At 42.0% G+C, this 19359-nt stretch carries 12 protein-coding genes; 9 read left to right on the forward strand and 3 right to left on the reverse strand.

Annotated features, from left to right (window positions below):
* Nucleotides 1-48 precede the first annotated feature (48 nt).
* Complete coding sequence (locus PAARA_RS08355) at nt 49-2733, forward strand: M14 family metallopeptidase (protein WP_062568586.1); 2685 nt, start codon at nt 49-51, stop codon at nt 2731-2733.
* 29 nt (nt 2734-2762) lie between these two features.
* On the opposite strand, the gene PAARA_RS08360 is transcribed toward PAARA_RS08355, so the two are convergent.
* The gene (locus tag PAARA_RS08360; protein ID WP_062568587.1) at nt 2763-4607 is read right to left on the reverse strand and encodes a metallophosphoesterase; all 1845 of its coding nucleotides are present in this window, start codon (nt 4605-4607) and stop codon (nt 2763-2765) included.
* A gap of 49 nt (nt 4608-4656) precedes the next feature.
* Nucleotides 4657-7413: a TonB-dependent receptor gene (locus PAARA_RS08365; RefSeq protein ID WP_062568588.1), complete on the reverse strand. Its 2757-nt coding sequence runs from the start codon at nt 7411-7413 to the stop codon at nt 4657-4659.
* 233 nt (nt 7414-7646) lie between these two features.
* Between PAARA_RS08365 and PAARA_RS08370 the strand changes: the two genes are divergently transcribed.
* From PAARA_RS08370 to PAARA_RS08385, 4 genes are all read left to right on the forward strand, one after another.
* Nucleotides 7647-8186: an RNA polymerase sigma factor gene (locus PAARA_RS08370; protein WP_062568589.1), complete on the forward strand. Its 540-nt coding sequence runs from the start codon at nt 7647-7649 to the stop codon at nt 8184-8186.
* 45 nt (nt 8187-8231) lie between these two features.
* On the forward strand, nt 8232-9113 hold the full coding sequence (locus tag PAARA_RS08375; protein WP_062568590.1) for a FecR family protein: 882 nt from the start codon (nt 8232-8234) through the stop codon (nt 9111-9113).
* Nucleotides 9114-9184: 71 nt separating this feature from the next.
* Nucleotides 9185-12040 carry a TonB-dependent receptor domain-containing protein gene (locus PAARA_RS08380; RefSeq protein ID WP_062568591.1) on the forward strand — a complete coding sequence of 952 codons (2856 nt, stop codon included), beginning with the start codon at nt 9185-9187 and terminating at the stop codon, nt 12038-12040.
* 99 nt (nt 12041-12139) lie between these two features.
* Nucleotides 12140-13060, forward strand: coding sequence for an NPP1 family protein (locus tag PAARA_RS08385; protein ID WP_062568592.1), 921 nt, complete (start codon nt 12140-12142; stop codon nt 13058-13060).
* A 62-nt stretch (nt 13061-13122) separates the two neighbouring features.
* Here the strand turns inward: PAARA_RS08385 and PAARA_RS08390 are convergent, their stop codons facing one another.
* A complete protein-coding gene (locus PAARA_RS08390; protein WP_062568593.1) occupies nt 13123-14583 on the reverse strand; it encodes a Gfo/Idh/MocA family protein in 1461 nt (486 codons plus the stop codon).
* 274 nt (nt 14584-14857) lie between these two features.
* Here PAARA_RS08390 and PAARA_RS08395 point away from each other — a divergent pair, with 274 nt between their 5' ends.
* Genes PAARA_RS08395 through nagA form a run of 4 tightly spaced genes read left to right on the forward strand, consistent with a single transcriptional unit; the run spans nt 14858 to nt 19347 of the window.
* Nucleotides 14858-16123: a D-tagatose-bisphosphate aldolase, class II, non-catalytic subunit gene (locus PAARA_RS08395; RefSeq protein WP_062568594.1), complete on the forward strand. Its 1266-nt coding sequence runs from the start codon at nt 14858-14860 to the stop codon at nt 16121-16123.
* A gap of 23 nt (nt 16124-16146) precedes the next feature.
* Complete coding sequence (locus tag PAARA_RS08400; protein ID WP_062568816.1) at nt 16147-17265, forward strand: SIS domain-containing protein; 1119 nt, start codon at nt 16147-16149, stop codon at nt 17263-17265.
* A gap of 17 nt (nt 17266-17282) precedes the next feature.
* Nucleotides 17283-18206: an ROK family protein gene (locus PAARA_RS08405; protein ID WP_062568595.1), complete on the forward strand. Its 924-nt coding sequence runs from the start codon at nt 17283-17285 to the stop codon at nt 18204-18206.
* The gene (gene nagA, locus PAARA_RS08410; protein ID WP_062568596.1) at nt 18184-19347 is read left to right on the forward strand and encodes an N-acetylglucosamine-6-phosphate deacetylase; all 1164 of its coding nucleotides are present in this window, start codon (nt 18184-18186) and stop codon (nt 19345-19347) included. The genes PAARA_RS08405 and nagA overlap by 23 nt, the downstream gene beginning before the upstream one ends.
* Nucleotides 19348-19359: the final 12 nt, after the last annotated feature.

Below are 19359 nucleotides of genomic sequence, written 5' to 3' on the forward strand. Positions count from 1 at the left end.
TATGTTGATAACTAGTTTATTTACGTTTTTCTAATGGGTGGAATTCATATGTTAGCAAAGGGAGCAATCAAAGCAGTCTCAATGTGCATGATGGCAATGTCTGTCAGCTTTAGTGCCACTGCAAGTATTAACAATACCGAAGTGATGTGGCCTGGTACTGTTTACAATACCGATATACCTACGTTTAAGCAGGTTCTTGGTTATGATGTAGGTGAGCGTATTACTAATTATAACGATATGCGCCGTTACCTCAGTGCCCTTGAAAAGGCGGCACCTAATCGTATTAAAGTGTTTAAGTACGCAAATAGCTGGGAAGGGCGTGAGCTGGTTTATGCGGTGGTTGGCACCGCTGAGCATATTAATTCATTAGAAACCCTTGCGAATAACACACAAGCTTTGGCTGATCCGCGAATTACTTCTGAAAAAGAAGCTAAGTCGCTGATTAAAAACTTACCGACATCAGTGTGGCTTCAGTATGCGGTGCATGGTAATGAAATTAGCTCAACCGATGCCGCATTATTTACAGCGTATCACTTATTAGCAGCCCCTAATGATGCTGTTAACAATAAAATTTTAGACAATACAGTGGTCTTTATCGACCCATTACAAAACCCAGATGGTCGTGAGCGATTTGTTACTCGTTACTATGCAACCGTCGGTCTTGAGCACAGTGCCGATCGCTTAAGTGCAGAGCATAATGAGCCGTGGCCAAGAGGTCGAACAAATCATTATTTGTTTGATATGAACCGTGATTGGTTAGCACTTACTCAGCCTGAAACAAAGGGAAGAGTGGCTGCAATCAATAAATATAAACCACAAGTGGTGGTTGATATTCATGAAATGGGCGGCGATCAATCTTACTACTTTGCACCAGCTGCTCAGCCATTTAACCCACATATGACAAAAACACAAATCGCTAATATGGATGCGATTGGTCAAAATCATGCGAAGTATTTTGATGAGTTTGGCTTTGATTATTTTACCCGTGAAATTTTTGATGCCTTTTACCCAGGCTACGGCGATAGCTGGCCCGTATTTTATGGGGCGTCTGCATCAACTTACGAAGTAGGTTCAGCTCGAGGGCACGTGTTTGAGAAAAACACCGGTGAACTGCTCAGTTATTTTAATACCGTAAAACGTCAGTTTATAGCGTCAATTTCAACCGCAGAAGGTGCCGCCAATCAACGTGAAAAATTACTGGGTGATTTTTATCAATATCAAGTTGATGCGATTGATTCGGGTAAAGATAGCAAAGAGCGTGTTTATATCTTACCTAAACAAAGTAACCGTGAAGGCGCTCACAGACTCGCAACCTTAATGGCTGAACATGGTGTTGAAGTTAAACAAGCAACTGAAGACTTCAAAGCATGTGGCGTTAAGTATAAAGCGGGTAGCTATTTTATTGATACCGCACAGCCGCGTGGTGTATTTGTGCGTACCACGTTTACAGACCAAGTTGATATGGCTGAGGCATTTGTAAAAGAGCAAGAAAGACGCCGTGCGCGTAACCTTGACGATGAAATTTACGATGTCACAGGTTGGTCACTGCCGATGATGTTTAATGTTGATAGCGATAGTTGTGACCGTACCGTTAGCGCAGACAGCAAAGCGGTTCTGGCCGATGTCACATTGCTTGGTAAAGTGAATAATCCAGAAGCTTCAGTGGCTTATGTTGTTGCCTGGGGTGATACGACTGCAGCACGCTTTTTAACAGCAGCATTGCAAGCAGGCATTAAACTGAAAAGTGCTGACCAAGCATTTGTTTTAGGTGATAAAACTAAGTATCCAGCGGGGAGCTTAGTAATCGAAAAGCGTTTAAACGACAAAGAACTACTTGCTAAAATTAGCCAAATTGCTGAGCAAACTGGTGCAATTGTTGATGGTGTCAATTCTAGCTGGGTGATTGAAGGCCCAAGCTTTGGTAGTAACAAAACAGTGCCCATGGTGGCGCCAAAAGTGGCGATGGCATGGGATGCACCCACCAGTGAGCTAAGCGCCGGTAACACCCGTTTTGTTATCGAAAGGCAGCTAGGTTACCCAGTCACGGCGATTCGCACGCCAATGCTCGCATGGGCTGATTTAAGTGATTACCAGGTGCTTATTTTACCGGAAGGTGATTACGAGCAAGGGCTCGGTAAATCAGGCGCGGCTAATTTAAAAAGCTGGGTTGAAGCAGGCGGCGTGTTGATTGCCCTTGGTAATGCAAACCGCTTTACTAGTAATGCCGATTACGGCTTATTAGATGTTAAGCGTGAGCAAGCTTACCGTGAAGATAAAGCCGACAGCAGCGATGATAAAAGCAGTAAAGTGGCAGGGCAGCTGTTCACATCTCGTGATGATTTAAAAGCAGCAAGCATCGAGCCTCACACATCGCCAGACTATGTAGCGGGTGTACTTGCTAATGTTGAAGTAGACCAAGAGCATTGGTTAACAGCAGGGGTTGATAAAAACCTCGTTGCGGTGGCTTACGGTAACGATATTTACACACCAATAAAACTGAACTCAGGTAAAAACTTAGCATGGTTCACAGGTAAGGACGATGTGCTAGCAAGTGGTTATCTATGGCAGCAAAATAAAGCACAGCTTGCGTATAAGCCATTATTAGTTCATCAATCGCAAGGTAAAGGCATGGTGATTGGCTTTACACAATCACCAACCTATCGTGCTTACCTTGAAGGTATGAATGTACTGCTAACTAACACAATTTTCCGTGCTGCAGCACATGCTCAGTAATCGCAAAAAATAATAAAAACGGCATCGACTTAGGTGCCGCTTTTATTTATGGAATCACAGGTTTTTGCTGGCTTATTAGTTTTTAGATTCAGATCAATGATCAAGCAGCGGTCATTTTCACCTGCTGCTAGTTTTTCAAAAATAGTAAGCGCTTTGCTAAGGCCCACTTGTAGAGTACAGACATCAACTGTTTGCGCTATTTTACTCATTTGCCTTGGTAAGCATTGCCCCATAGCATTTAACTGCTGTGTTATCAGCTTATAAGTTTTGAAGTGTTCTTTTGAAATATCTTCAAATGCTAATGAACCTGCATTTCGTAGTAGGTAAAAGTCACGAATAAAATCAAATAAAGTGACTTTACTCAACAAAGCATCTGAAGCTTGCGTTATTGGAGGGCTTGTAGGGCTATCGTAAAGTGTTAATAGCTCCTGGAAGCTATATGAGATTAGCTGGGTTTTAAAACTGTCAGGCCACTCTTTAGGTATAAATCGCCATTTTGCGAGTCCGGCTAGGTGTTGCAAAGTAAATTGCTGATAGTTTTCGCTGCCTAGAATATCCGCAAGCCATTTTTCATCTGGATTACGCTCTGCTAAGTGATCGTATTCTCTCTCATAAGCAGGAAATAATGTGTCAAAGTTAGCTATGGAATCAAGTAGTACTGTATCAACTTTAGCTTCACTTCCAAGTATACTTACGAGCTTGTAAGCTGGACGGTAAGCGCTTATGGATGGAGCTTGAATATTATAAAGCGTGTTTTTCTTTGCTCGAATTATACGGGTGTCATTCATATGCATATGGCCGCCAATATGCAAACGTAGCCCAGTTTCAGCTAACGCACTTTGCGTCTGATTTGTGGGTTTTCGAGTGAGTTGAAAAGCGTTGTCGCCGAACAAGTCCTTAATAGATTCACTTTGCTGATCGTAAAACTCTCCCATTGGAAAGTGACTAAATGCAATCAGTGTTTTGTGCTGTTCTTTTGCTGCGGTAACAAGCTGTTTTATCCAACTTAATAAGTACGGCTTTTCCGTTAAGACCTTGTTGTATCCTGCATTGCCTGATCCCTTGAAAGTAAGTTGGTTATTCTTAAACTCAGGTAAATAAACATTGGCATCGATAGCTAAAAGCCATAATCCTGCAACAGGTTCAACAAGGTAACTCGTATCAGGGATCATTACACAGTGCTTATTATCATTAGTGCACTGCTGATACTGGCGCTCGGATAAAGAAGCGTGATTATCTAAAAAAGGTGTTTGCCATAGCAAGTCTTGGCTCTGTGGCTTTAAACCAAATTCAGACATCGCGTCCATGATTTCTTGATAGCCACCGTGGCTAATAGCATCATCGCAAAACAAGAAATCAGTATGAGGGGTTTTACACATAGCGTGGTCGTTACTAAAAATTGCCACCTCACGGCCTTGCTCATCTAAAAAGTCTGATTTACCAGCCGCACTTCTTATTGGCTTAACAGGATCATGATTGCCTGGAATAGCAAAAAAGCGCATTCCATAGCGTTTGCTGTAATCACTTAAAAGAGTTTTTAATCCCTTTAGGTGAACAGGTTGTCCGTCGTCGGTAAAATCCCCCGGTAATGCCACTAATTTCACGCCGCGTGCGGCAATATCATCTAGCGCTGCTATCAGAGCAAAGTAGTTTTCATTAAATAATCGAGTTGAGTGAAGCTGAGATTTCATGCTGCGAATAGAGACAGGCTTCGATTGGTTATCGAGCTTAATGCCAGCGAAGCCAGCTTGGCTAAAGTCAGCGTAAATATCGTGAAAATGTATATCTGGTATAAAAGCAATTTGCGTGTTTAGCTCCTTGGCATAGAGTTGAAACGTCGCAAAAAGCAGTGAAAGTAGTGCAAATAATCGCATTAATATAGCCTTACTGAAAAAATCGGGGCGCACCGCCCCGATGATCCGCTTAGAAACTGCCGCGTAAGCCTAATGAGAAGCGACGACCCGAGAACTCATACATAGTTGGGAAAGCAGGTGCTATGGTGTAGCCCGTGGTCTCCTCATCAGTGATATTGATGCCCTCAAGGGTGACTTTTATCGTGTCATTTATTTTGTAGCCAAACGAAACATCTGTTTGACCGTAAGCATCGCGGTAAACTGGATACATATCGCGTTCTATGTATTCAACATATTTATCTTTGTAGTTGTAAGAAATGCGTGCATCAAAGCTGTCATTCTCAAAATAAAAGGTAAGGTTATAGGTTTCGTCAGCTAAGCCTTCTGGTGGTGTTGGAATCGCTAAATCAGACGCGCCAGTGAGCGAGTTATCAAGCGTAGTGTAGTTAGCATTTATACCAAAACCTTGTAACATTGGGTGGAAGCGGGAAAATGGAATTTGTGCAATAAATTCAAGACCACTTACATCATAAGACCCTTCAGCGTTTACTTTTTGATAAACGTCAAAATCATACACGCCATCGACAGTGCCATTGTCGTTATATTTAGTTACGTCATTTACAACACCTGTAAGGGATTCACGTACTACACCTTCAATTTCTTTTTCGAAGTAAGACACAGCAAGTAAACCACCTTCTTCTAAGTACCACTCTAAACCGGTTTCCCATTGGTCTGCGTAAGTAGGTTTAAGATCAGGGTTACCGTCACGATATTTAAATTCACTTAAGCTAACTGTACGTTTGTAGGCAATATCAGTCAGTGCTGGGCGAATAAATGTTTCTGATGCAGCAGCGCGGAATAATAGGTTGTCTGTAAGCTCTAAACTAAAGTTAATGCTTGGTAGGGTCTCTTTGTAGTTACCTTCTTTTGAAATAGGCGCAGGCGTATAGCCTGTGCTACCGTCATCACTTTGTACTTGGTGATAGCCAGAAGAATTAACATCGGTATCGATATAACGGACACCCGCGTTTAAAGTAGCTGGTAATGTGCCAATATCAAATACAAAGTCAGCCATAGCGTAAATAGCGGTGGTTTTTTCTGATACTTCGTAAAACTCATCCGGTGCGAAATCTACTGCAAAACCATCGTAACGTAATTCATTTCGTGCATAATTATTTGAAATTTGACTCCAGTCTTGTTTAGACGATACATCAGATAGATACTCACCACCTGACACTAAATCTGAAATATCATGGATTTCGCTATCAGCTAAAGTACGTGTGCCTACCCATGATGAATCACCTGCAGAAGAGCCTGTAACTCTGTTACTACCATAATTACGTTGTTTAGATTTATCTGTATAACGCGCACCGAACTGTACTTTTGATAATGCAGGGAAGAAGTCTAGTTGAAAATGGCGGCTAAAATCGAGCTGAGCCGCATATTTGTCATCAGAGATATCTTCTAAATTTACCTCATAATAGTCAAATGTATAAGTTTCAGGAGAATTATACATGTCAAATGTATCTGGATTATCACTGGGAATCGTTTCGCCACCAGTTGATGTATAGCGAGTACGAGTTGGGCGGTATGCTGTGTGCTTTAAATTAGTTGTTTCTGCTAGTTTGTCTGCACCACTGTAACCAACTACTCCGTAAACTTCCCAATCACCCAGCATCCAATCAAGGGTTAAGCTGAATTGTTGGTAGTCTGTATCGCTACTATTTTCCTTACTTAAAAATTCGTGCTGCGTTGCGGCATAGTTAACATCAGTTAAAACGGTAATACCATAGTCAGCAAGGGTGGTGTTATCGTAATTGTTTATTTTTTCTAATGAGCTGATACTTGAAGCAGAGTAGGCCGCTGCGTCATATTGATCCTCATGATTATCAAAGTTACCAAGTAAAGCATCAAAGGTGAGGCTGAACTCACTGCTCGGTTTATATTGCAGTGATAAGGTTGCGCCCCACTTTTCTTGTTCTGTTAAGAAAGCTCTGTCGCCGACTTTATTCATAAACACTACACGGCTAGTTTCATCTTTATCGAAACGATCATTTATAGTGATACCCGTATCGCGTTCTAGAACATCAGCAGCTTGATCTGATTGCCATTGCGAGGATCCTGACTTTTCTAGCCAGCGTGATAAAGGACGAAAATCAATACCAGAGTTGCTATCTGTTCTGTTGGTACGTTCTGAGTATGCAAATGAGGCAAGCGCACCCCAGTCGCCAAAGGTATCACTTGCTAAGAGTGCAAATTTAGGATCGCTCTTTTCTGAGATGTCGTTATATGCCCCCTCAACTGATGCTACGATTTGACGACCATCATAGTCAAATGGGCGCGCAGTGGTAATGGCTACAGAGCCGGCAATGCCACCTTCTTCGTCTGCTGCTGTTGGTGATTTTTTTACAGTGACACTTTGAATTATCTCTGAAGCGAACATATCAAATTCAACATCACGGCCACCACTGCCAGAGGCTGTGGCAAGGTTATTTATAGAAACAAATGTAAACTCAGACGGTAAGCTTCGTACATTAACTTTTTGACCTAGGCCTTTATTACGTTCAATAGTAACACCTGGCATACGCTGTAAAGCTTCCGCTAAGTTTTGCTCTGGGAAGTCAGCAATATCAGATGCCACTATTGAATCTGAGAAGCCAATATTTGTGCGTTTTAAATCAATCGCTTTTTCTAAACTTTTTATGTAGCTGCCAGTGACAACAATTTCTTCAATCGGTTCTTGGTTTTCTTCTGCGTAAGCGGGAGTGATTAATAATGAGCCAACAGCAAGTGCTAAAGGTGATAATGAAAATGCACGGTACGTCATGTGAGTTAATTCCTGTTAAATGCAATATTTGGTTTAAATTCGCCTGTAAAGACGCTGCAATAACAAAGAAGGGGACGCCTTTTTTCGTGAAGCTTTCGTGACGTTTTTAAGTCGATAATTACTTAAAACTGTAACCAAATGATCATCAAACAGCTGTCCCCTTTAGGCTAGCATTTGCGTCATATCTAGATAAATAAGCTAGCCTTCACCACTAAATTATGGCTTTACCTTCAATGACTAACGGTTTGAATAATACAGTTACAGCGCATAGCAGAACCTTATTGCAGTGCTTTATAGCCAATCAAGACGCGCTTAAAGGTTTTTTTTGCAAAGCCGTTGCAGAGCGTGCGGATGCGGACGATTTATTTCAAAAGTTACTGCTAAAAGCACTTAACTCTGAGCATTTAGATCCGATAGATAATCCACTGGCATATGGTTATCGAATGGCCCAGCACTTGGTTATTGATCATCATCGTGAGCAAAAGAAAATACCAGAAAGCTTAGAGCATGAGCCGCATTGTGAGGCGTTATCTCTTGAGTCCGCGCTTGAGTATGAGCAGCGTATTGCGCTCTATCAGCGTATTTTGTCACAAATGCCAGCACTGCGTAGAGACGTGTTTATTCGGCGTCGGATTAAAGGCCAAACTCGTTCTGAGATCGCAAGCAGTTTGGGGATCTCTGAAGAAGCGGTAAAAAAACATATTTCGCGGGCAATGGATATGCTAAAAAATGCCATGACTGAGTATTTTTTAATGCATGAGTGTCCCCGTTAGGGCGATTAATCCGTCACATTAGTATTACGAGTAATTGAGATAACGATGAACTCTTCACACCAACATGATTACGAATCGGATAATGCGCTAGAAAAGGCTATTTGGGACGACCCTGCATTATTAGCCGCGCTTGAGCTGGTGGATACGCAACAGAATGAACAACTTGAACAAGCTAAAAAACGTCGTCGTTTAGCGCAATACTCTTGGGGCTGCGGTGCTGTAGCAGCGTGCTTTGCTATTTTCATGTGGACGTTAATGCCACTAAATGAACAGCGCTCGATACCAGCCTCTAATCTTGTAGCTGTGCAGCAATTTAGTAGTGATACAGCACAGCAAGTCAGCTTGTCTGACGGGACACAGGTTGCAATGAATGTGCATGCTCAACTTGAATTTACTGAAAATAGTCAAACTCGAAAAGCAATCTTAAGTAAAGGCGAAGCGTACTTTTCTGTGCACCGTGATGAATCGCGGCCATTCACTATTGATGCAGGCAATGCCACGATTGAAGTGCTTGGTACGGCTTTTAATGTGGATAAAACATTGCGTGAAACCTTAGTCGAGGTTTTTCATGGCAAAGTGTCAGTGACTAGTTTAGATGGATTGCAGCATGTTGAATTAGTGAAAGGACAGCGTGCCCGAGTGAGCGATTCTGCAATACAGGTATCGCAATTTAATGCTTTACAACCTGATTGGCAGCAAGGCTGGTTGGACTTAGATAACGTGTCTATCAATGATGCTCTATTTCAATTAAACCGTTATAGCGAAAAACCTGTCGTGTTAAAAAATGTGTCGGCAGATATACAAGTAAGTGGTCGCTTTGCTGTTAACGATATATTTGGGGCCGCAAAGTTAATTGCTCAGCTAAATACACTCGATGTCAAGCAGTATCCTGATAGCATTGAGTTAAGTAAAAAGGCTCGAAATTGACATGATTTTGTCATAAACCTTTCATCGAAAATAGACACAATGTTTTCCTCTAGTAATGAGGATGCAAGTTAATGGGGCGTATTTTCTGCTTTGCTTTGATGCTGTTTGGTGTGTATGCCAAGCAGCTATATGCTGCACAAAGCACCCTAAAAGCAGCGCTTAATGCACTGGCTGAGCAGTACCAAGTTGCAATCATTTACCCAGATAAGTTAGTGAGTGACGTGGTTTTACCGTCAGCTGAAGTTCCTAAAGCTAACAGTATAGAAGCACGCCTTGATACATTATTACTAAAAAATGGCTTTATTTGGCAGCAAACCCCATCGGGAATTGTGGTTTCAAAGTCTGTTAAAATACAAAGTAAAACTCCATCACAGCTTGTGATGGAAGAAGTGACGGTGACGGGCGATAAGCATAGCAAAGCCTATACACGTCTTTATGACCGAAACTATCAACAAAGTGCAGACTATGCACAGCAACAAAAGCAAAATTACTTAGGTGAAGCTGACTTTGCTAATGGCGCAATGCTTTCTTTATTGCCCGCAGAGAATTTAGCTGAGGCATTGCAGGCTATTCCTGGTATGAGTATTTCCCGAGATCGCGGCGAAGCACTTAATATAAGTGCGATGGGACTTGGACCAGAGTATCAATTAACATTGTTGAATGGTCACAGGTTAGCGAATACTGAAAACGTTCGTAACTCGAATCAATACGGTCAGCAGTACCGTTTTGATACATTTAGCGCCGAACTTTTCTCTAATATTGCGGTATACAAATTGGCTGACTCAAGGTTTCCAAGCGGAGCGGCAGTTAACTTGGTGAGTGATGATCCGCTTTCATTTGATGGTGATCATTTAAAGGTAACTCTGACCAGTGCTGCACTTGCAGGTGAGCGTAACTTTCAACCAAGTTTTGGTTTAACAGCGAATACTCTTTCAGCTGATGAGGAGTTAGCTGCGGTTGTTAAATTTAATTATGAGAACCGATTACAAAGGCAATTTCAATTTGAAACGTGGCACTGGGGCAATAATGAGGGAGCTCCCGCAGCTTATTATTGGCAGGGATTAGAAAGTAATAGCTTAGTACCTACCGATACGCTAGCACTGACCATCGAAAATGAAGACAGGACACGAACGAGTTACTATGCAAACCTAGCTTGGCGACCGCACCCGCAGTTCGAGTTAGATACGCTATGGCTTCGTTCGGATACAGATTTTACTTACGATGAGCATCGTCTCTCGATTAATCCTCTAAGTGAACAGGCTAAAGCCACCTTAGATGAAAAGAACAATAGTGTTCAAAATGTGCAGTTTGGCGCTACGCAAAGTAAATCCTCACGAGAAGAATCCGGTCTTTATTACCGTAATCAGACCTTTCAAATCATACCAACATGGTATGCAAAAGACGGTAGCCACTGGCAAATAAGTCCGTTTTATAGCCATAGTGAATCACTTAGTGCTACTAAAGCCCCTATTACTCGAACTCATGTTGATTTAAAGCCTGTGCCAGCAGTGGTTTCGATTTCAGGCAAAAAATTGGCTCAGTATGAATTTGCTACAAATCTAGCACTGGTTAATAGTTACTCGCAGTTGTCGCAGTTGAGTCGACGTATGATAGAGGTCAATGACCAAGTAACAGAGTGGGGAGTCGATAATACATGGCAAGTTTCATCTAGTTGGGGGTTGTCGAGTGTGCAGTTTGGTGCCGTAAAATCAGCACAATCTCATCAATACCTGCGCCAAGATATTAATTTATCTAAAGCACAATTAGCTGCTTTACCTGATCTTGATGGCCGTTGGTTGGAGCCTCTGAATAAGCCATTTAAAGCTGATTTTCTATCGCAGCCAATGCAAGCTTGGTTGATTCCAAAACGTGATCTTTTGCAGCTTTATGATATTGAGCTGCCCTTTTCTGAGCGACACACCAATGATTACTTGAATAGCTATGAAAACAAATTTACTGCCTATGAAAGCTATATTCACAGTTTATGGCAGATACCAGAACTTGAAAGCTTAACGGCTGCTTTTGGACTTAGGTATAGTGATACAAGGAGTAAAACATTAGGGTATCAGCTCAATGAGAATAACCAATTAGAAGAGCTTTATAAGCAAGTTAAATTCTCTATGTGGTTGCCTTCTTTGAATATTAAATGGCAATTGTCTGACCAATGGCTTGGTCGATTAGGCTATAGCCGAGCAGTGAATCGACCTAATTATTCTGACTTAAACCCAAAGCTTCATGTTAATTCTGGAGGATTAGCTTATGCAGAAGTCGGCAATCCAACTCTAAAACCCGTGCTAGCAGATACGACAAGTCTATCGCTCAATTGGTTAACAGAAGAAAATAACCTGCAACTCATGGCCTTTAATCACCAACTCGATAATTTTATTGTTGAACAAATTAAAGCCATTACCTATCAACAGCAACAGTACCCAGCTTTACAGGCAACCAATGATGGCCAAGCAACAATAAATGGGCTGCAATTAAGTGCTGATTTGAGTTTGCCTATGCTATCAAACTCTTTTTTGCAAAGTCGTATGATAACGAGTGTTAGTCAGTTGCTGGACGCTAAATTAACGGCTAAGCAAATTAACAACCCTGAGATTGAAGGGGTCTCTGAACTAACAGCAAATCTGCGCTTCTTATTTAATGCTAAGAGATGGCAAAGTGCTGTTAACGTTAATTATCGAAGCGAGTTTTTAGAGCAACGAGACTTATCGAATAATGCTGATGTATATATTGATGATTTTACCAGTGTTGATCTCAGCTACAGCTGGTTTTTCTCTGATGCGGTAGCATTGCGTTTTGATATTTTTAATGCCACAGACAAAAGTCTTGTTCGAGAGGTGCAAACAAACGATGCTTCATCTCTTATGAAGGTTGAGCAATTTGGTCGCCGTTTTGTACTTAGCCTTTCATTAACTCTGTAAGAAAACTTTCATTGAATTTCTTGTCCACTAAATGGGAAATGTTTCGTCTAAATAGTGGCACTTAAGTGTCACTCATCAACAGAGAATAAGGAACATAATATGGATAAATTAATGGCATTAACCACGGCAAGCCTTTTAATAACGAATGCTGCTTTTGGGCAAGAATTGCCTCGTTTAGATGAAGCAGTGACTTGGTATAATCAAGCAGCAGTACGTAATTTTGCACCGGTATTTGATTTTGACTCGGACGGCTGTTATCCAGCCACACCTTTTGATAAAAATAATAATTTGGCGCAAAACAAAGGCGAAGATGCGGCATGGAAAACGCCTTGGGGAGGATGTAGAGATACTGGCTGGGAGCTATTCGCGAATACTATGCATCGTCAGTTATGCCACCAAACAGATAACCAAGACCAATACTGTGCGCACTTTTATGAGCTCTATTTTGAAAAGGATCAATCAGTTCACTGGTCATTTGCGGGTGGACATCGTCATGACGTTGAAACGGTGATCGTTTGGACTGTGAAAGAAAGTGGTAATGAGTATATTAGTCACGTAAGCACCAGTGCCCATGGTAATTATGATACGCGAGCGTTTAATGAAGTGCTCCAGCAAAACGGTCATCCTATGGTTGTTTATCATAAAGATGGTATTGGTACTCATGCATTTCGCTATGCAAATCAGCAAGACAAAGAAACAGTCGAATTCTTAGGTAACTGGGGAGTGTTCTATACGCCAGTGATTGTTAGTCATTACCGTGGTACAGATGCATTTTATAGCGACAGTTGGGATCGCTATTGGGCAAATAGAACTTACCGTGAAACACTTGAGGCCAGCGATTTTGGTTCAGCAAGTTTTAAAACACGTCAAGAAAATGTGATGATAGATCAAGCAAATACAGCAAAACCAAACTCAGGTGGATGGCAACAAGTCACTTTCAATGCATTTGATGCAGCGCAAACTCGCCACGCTGAGTTTCAAGCAAACTATGCTGATATTGCGTCGCAAATTAACGAATAATTATTATTGATTAGGAAAGCTCGCAGCATACGCTGCGGGCTTTATATTTTAGTTAAGGTGTATTAAGCCACAATCCCCAGAGGCTTGCCTGTTTGCCAAGCGCCACGGGTAAAGTCTGGAATTGTTTTGCTGTTACTTCTATCTGCAACCGATGCCATACTTTGCGGGAAGATTGATGACCATGCTGCGGCATCGTATACATCTTGATCGAGTGGCTCATTATTACGTAAGCAGTAGATCATCCGCCAAAGCATAATGAAGTCCATACCGCCATGGCCACCGTTACGAACCGCTTCTTCACCCATGCGTTTCCACAGTGGATGATCAAATTCAGCACGCCATTTTTCCATATCTTGATCCCAGCTATGGAAGTTTTGTAAATGTGGCTTACGACCTTGCGAACCCGCTTTTTCCCACGCTGCGAGCTCAGCTTCATATTGCTGTTGATAAATTTTTGCAATCGCTGGTGGCACATCTTCAAGGGCAATACGGTTAGGGAAACCGGCAAATGTTCCATTCGTACCTTGAATTAGGTTATGGCGGCTGTACGGGCGCGGGCTTGTGGTGTCGTGCTGCACCATAATGCTACGACCTTTCACTGTTTTAATAATACTGGTGTTCATGTCGCCAGCAGTAAATTTTAGTGAACGACGTTCGTGGCCTACAGGGAATTCACGCTCTGCATAAGCGGCGCGGCCAAGTGCTGGTGAACTGACTGATGTAACAAAGTCAAAGCGATCCCCTCGGTTGATATTCATATACTGAGATACAGGGCCTAAGCCATGGGTTGGGTATAAGTTACCGTTCACTTTTGTATGCCAGTAAGTGCGCCACGAGCCAGTACTGCGATCAATTTCTTTCATTTGCCAACGCAGGTCATGAATATAAGCGGCTTCACCGTGTAGTAATTCGCCAAATACGCCTTTACGAACCATGTTTAATACCATTAACTCGTCACGGCCGTAGTTAACGTTTTCCATCATCATGCAGTTCTTTTGCGTACGCTCAGCAGTGTTCACTAGTTGCCAACACTCTTCCATCGTAGTTGCTGCAGGTACTTCAACAAAGGCATGTTTACCACTTTCCATGGTCTCAACACTCATCGGTGTGTGCCATTTCCAAGGTGTTGAAATGATCACAATGTCGATGTCATCGCGAGCCAGCATGTCTAAATAGGCTTTGTCAGACCCCGTATAAGCAGTAGGTTTAGGTAAGCCTTTTTCAACAACATAGTTAACAGACTTGTCTAGCATCAGCTGATCTGTATCGCAAATCGCTTTAATTTCAACACCTTCAATGTGGCAAAGGTGTTTTACATGGCCGCTACCACGTTGACCAACCCCAATAAAACCAACACGTACCACATCCATTGCTGGCACAGCTAAGCCCATTACGCTTTTACCTTGTGCTGCAAGTGGGGTGCTCTGATTATCACCTTGTTGGCTTTTCGCACAGCCAGTCACGACTGTCGCGGCGGTAATGGCTGCGGCAGATTTTAAAAAACTACGTCTATCTATTGTCATAACGATACCTAAATCACTGAGATTATTTTAATAGTGTGTTTCAGTTGTTTCTGTTATATCGCAACTCAAAGTTAATTACAATTAAATGCTTTCAAATTCTTTCGTAAATTTGGTTTTTACTATTTCAATCCTTGTAAAATAACGTGCTTAGTGTACTTTAAGCTTACTTTGTGCCTTTCATTTTCTTTCATTGTGTTGTGTGTGGTTTCGCTCTGTGCTACTGTAATTTCAAATCAGATATCTAACCATTAGCGTAAGCTGCTTGGAGAAAACCATGAATGCATTAAAAACGATTATAAATAACAATCGAGTAGGGCAAGCGCAGGGTATTTATTCTGTGTGCTGTGCACACCCGCTCGTTATCGAAGCAGCAATGTTGCAAGCTCTCAATGATGACACCGAAATTTTAATTGAAGCTACAGCGAATCAAGTTAACCAGTTTGGTGGTTACACAGGTATGAAGCCCCATGACTTTGTTGAGTTTGTTCATGCAATAGCCGAAGAAGTAGGGTTAGATACCCAGCGCATTATTTTAGGTGGTGATCATTTAGGCCCAGTTTGTTGGGTGAATGAGCCTGCAGACGTTGCGATGATAAAAGCTGTAGAACTAGTAAAAGCCTATGCAAGTGCTGGTTTTAAGAAAATTCACTTAGATGCCAGTATGCCATGTAGTGATGATGGTACGCGTTTAGCTGATGCTGAAATTGCCAAACGTGCAGCATTGATGTGCCAAGCTGCTGAGTTAGTCTCAAAAGATAACGATATTCTTTATGTAGTGGGTACTGAGGTTCCTCCTCCGGGTGGCGCTACAGAAGAGCATGAAGTTATTGAGGTATCGCATGTTGAGGGGGTACAGCAAACAATCGAATTACATCAGGCTGCGTTTGCTAACTTAAACATGAGTGATGTGTGGTCGCGTGTTATTGCTGTTGTTGTGCAGCCAGGCGTTGAATTTGATAACCATCAAGTTTTTGACTATCAACGTAATGAAGCGAAAAAACTGAAAGAGTTTATTACTACTGTCGATAATCTTGTTTATGAGGCTCACTCTACTGATTATCAGCCAGAACATTGCTACCACGAGTTGGTGCAAGATCACTTTGCCATATTAAAAGTGGGTCCACAGCTTACCTACGCACTACGCGAAGGGTTGTTTGCTTTATCTTATATTGAAGATCAATTAGTTGAACCTGCTAAACGCTCTCATTTGCGGGATGTGTGTGAGCGCATCATGCTAGAAAAGCCACATTACTGGAATAAGTTTTATCCAACAGAAGGTGCTGAAGCTAAGCTGTTTAGAGCTTATAGTTATAGCGACCGTATTCGTTACTACTGGCCTGAAGATGAAATAAAACAAACAGTAGAAACCTTATTTGCCAACTTAGAAGCGCAAACTATTCCACAGACTTTGCTTAGCCAATTTATGCCAGCGCAATACAAGGCATTGAATAATGGCAAAATTAACTCATCACCGCGTGAGTTAGTACTTAATAAAATAATGGAAGTAACGAATACCTATTCGCTTGCTTGCAATCAATAAGTGGTGTTGAGAGAGAATTAATTATGACGCAGTATCTATCATTAAACGAAACAGAACTTAAGCAACAAAGCGCTTATTGGACAGCAAAAGAAATTTCACAACAGCCAAGTTCATGGCGTAATACAGCAAAACTGGTTGATAATAATCGCGCTGAAATTAATGACTTTTTAGTGCCGATTTTAGCATTTAAAAACTTAAAAATAGTTTTAACTGGCGCGGGTACATCAGCCTATGTTGGCGAAGTATTAGCACCTCATTTAACGGCCAAAACTGATTTAAATGTGTGCGCAGTTAGCACTACCGACATTGTGTCTAACCCACATGGGTTTTTACAAAAGAGCACACCAACCTTACTTATTTCTTATGCGCGCTCAGGTAACAGCCCTGAAAGTGTTGCTGCGGTCGATATCGTAGAGCAAGTTGTTGAAAAGTGCTATCACTTAGTCATTACCTGTAATGAAAATGGTGAGTTAGCTAAAAGGGCGGCAGCTAAAAAAAATAGTTTTAGTGTACTAATGCCAAAAGAAACCCTAGATGAAAGCTTTGCTATGACCAGTAGTTTCACCTCGATGCTGCTTTCAACATTATGTATTTTTACCCCTGATGTTAATCAGCTTGCACAAGTTGCTACGCAAACAGAGCACTTACTCGACACTCAATTTGAAGAGATCAAGGACTTTGCGCAAACTGATATTGAACGTTTGGTATTTTTAGGCGCTGGTTCGTTACTTGGCTATGCGAAAGAAGCGGCTTTAAAGTGCTTGGAGCTGACCAATGGGGATTTAATAAGTTACTTTGAAACGCCACTTGGCTTTCGTCATGGTCCTAAAACCATCATTAATGATAAAACCGCAGTGTTGTTAATGGCCTCAAGTGATGCTTATAGCAGTTCGTATGATACTGATTTATTTAATGAACTATTAAATGACCAACAATGTTTAGCGGTTAAAAAGCTGGCTTTAAATACTGAACTGGTCGAGCTAGATGATGTTTGGCAAGGTCTGTATTATATTGTCTATTGTCAGATTTTTGCATTTTATAAATCAATGTCACTCGGATTAACACCTGATAACCCTTGCCCTACGGGCGAAGTTAACCGTGTTGTAAAAGGGGTAACTATTTACCCGTTAACTTTTCGCTAAGTCGTGTTGGGTAAAGTATGGCTGTTTACGGACTCGATATTGGTGGTACAAAAATAGAGACCGCCATTTTTAATGATAATTTAGAGCAACAGCAAAGTTGGCGTATTACTACGCCAACTGATGATTATCGGCAGTTTTTACAGGCAATTTATCAGCAAGTGCTCAAAGCGGATGAACTGACAGGTTGCCAAGGTGTGGTTGGTATAGGTATGCCAGGTATTGTTAATGATGCAGGTAAAGTGTTGTCGGCTAATGTGCCCTGTGCCACAGGTAAAGTAATTGCCAACGATCTACAAGTGTTATTACAGCGCCCTGTTGCGATATTAAATGACACCCGTTGTTTTGCTTTATCTGAAGCAAATGGCGGTGCTGGTGAAGGTTATAGCCGAGTATTCGGTGCCATTGTTGGCACAGGTGCGGCGGGTGGTATGTGCATTGATGGAAGCTTGTTTAACCAAGGTTTAGGTATGTCGGGGGAGTATGGTCATTTACCGCTTTCTGCGTATTTACAACAAAAATACCACTTGCCTATTTTGAAATGTGGCTGCGGTTTAAATGGCTGTGTCGAAAGTTATATCGCAGGGCCTGGCGTACAAACCTTGTACCAGCATATTACGCAATCTCCTAAGTCAGCGATTGAATGGGCGAACGATATCAAGCGCTCTGATGAGCAAGCCTTAAAGGTGCTCGCCTGTTACTTAGATATTCTTGGTGAAACCTTTGCTGCCATTAGTAAAAGTTTGCACCCAGAAGTTATCGTGCTTGGGGGCGGGTTGTCGCTCATCGATGCGATCGTAGAAAAACTCCCTGACGCGATTCAAACTCATTTATTTTCAGGTTTTGCCGTACCAGAGGTGAAACGTGCAAAATTTGGTGATTCAAGTGGCGTAAGAGGCGCTGCAATAATAGGAAGTGTTCATGCTAATTCCAGCGCATCTTAATCGTTATTACTTAAAAGCCGCAAACGTGGTGACTGCTGATGCGGTTTTACTCGATCATGCAGTATTGGTCGAGCAAGGTAAAATTAGTGCTATTACCACGCAAATAGAGCCCGAGATCGAGGTAATAGACTTAGGTGAGCACAGTTTATTTCCGGGCTTTATCGATTTGCATATTCATGGCCGTGAAGGCTGCGATATTATGGATGGCACCCCAGAATCACTAGAAACTATTTCTCGTGCTTTAGCAAAGCATGGCGTAACGGGGTTTGTTGGCACCACGGTGACCGCAGACTGGGACGTATCAATTCAAGCTTATAAAAATATGGCGAGTGCCTATCAAAAAGGCTTAGCGGGTGCGCAGTTGTTGGGGGCTTATAACGAAGGTTTATTCTTTGCAGAAGCGCATAAAGGCGCGCATAACGAGTCATTTTTTTTAGAACTGACTAAACAGCGATTTGATGAAATTTATGCCGCATGTGAAGGTTGCTTAAGCTCCTTTGCATTAGCGCCAGAACTACTTAAATCACCTGACATGATCCGCTATATCACTGATAAAGGTGTACGGGTGATGCTGGGCCACACAGATGCTAATTTTGCGCAAACAACACACGCTCTTGCCCATGGTGCCTGCGGTGGTGTGCATATTTTTAATGGTATGCGCGGTATTCATCATCGTGACCCTGGTTGTACTGGCGCACTGTTGATGGACAACGATGCCATGGTTGAGCTTATCCCTGATGGTATTCATTTGCACCCAAGCATCATGAACATGGTTTACCGCTTAAAAGGGGCAGATAAAATTGCTCTAATTACAGACTGTGTAAGTGCCGGAGGCTTACAAGATGGTCGCTACCGCTTAGGAGAGCTTCCTATTGTGGTTGAGCAAGGGGTTGCAAGAACCGAAAGCGGCTCTTTAGCGGGCAGTACATTAACCATGGAAGTGGGCGTTGAACGTTTTTATAACCTAACTGATGCAAGCCTAGTTGAAGCAACTAAAATGGCCAGTTTAGTACCCGCTGAGTTTTTAAATAAAGCGGAGCAAATAGGCAGTATTGCGGTTGGTAAACACGCTAATTTTGCACTGCTCGATAAAGACTTTTCTGTTCAAGCAACGATATGTGCGGGTAAGCAAATCTTTTAAAAGTTAACGATA

The sequence above is a fragment of the Pseudoalteromonas arabiensis genome, assembly GCF_001550155.1.
Lineage (GTDB): Bacteria > Pseudomonadota > Gammaproteobacteria > Enterobacterales > Alteromonadaceae > Pseudoalteromonas > Pseudoalteromonas arabiensis.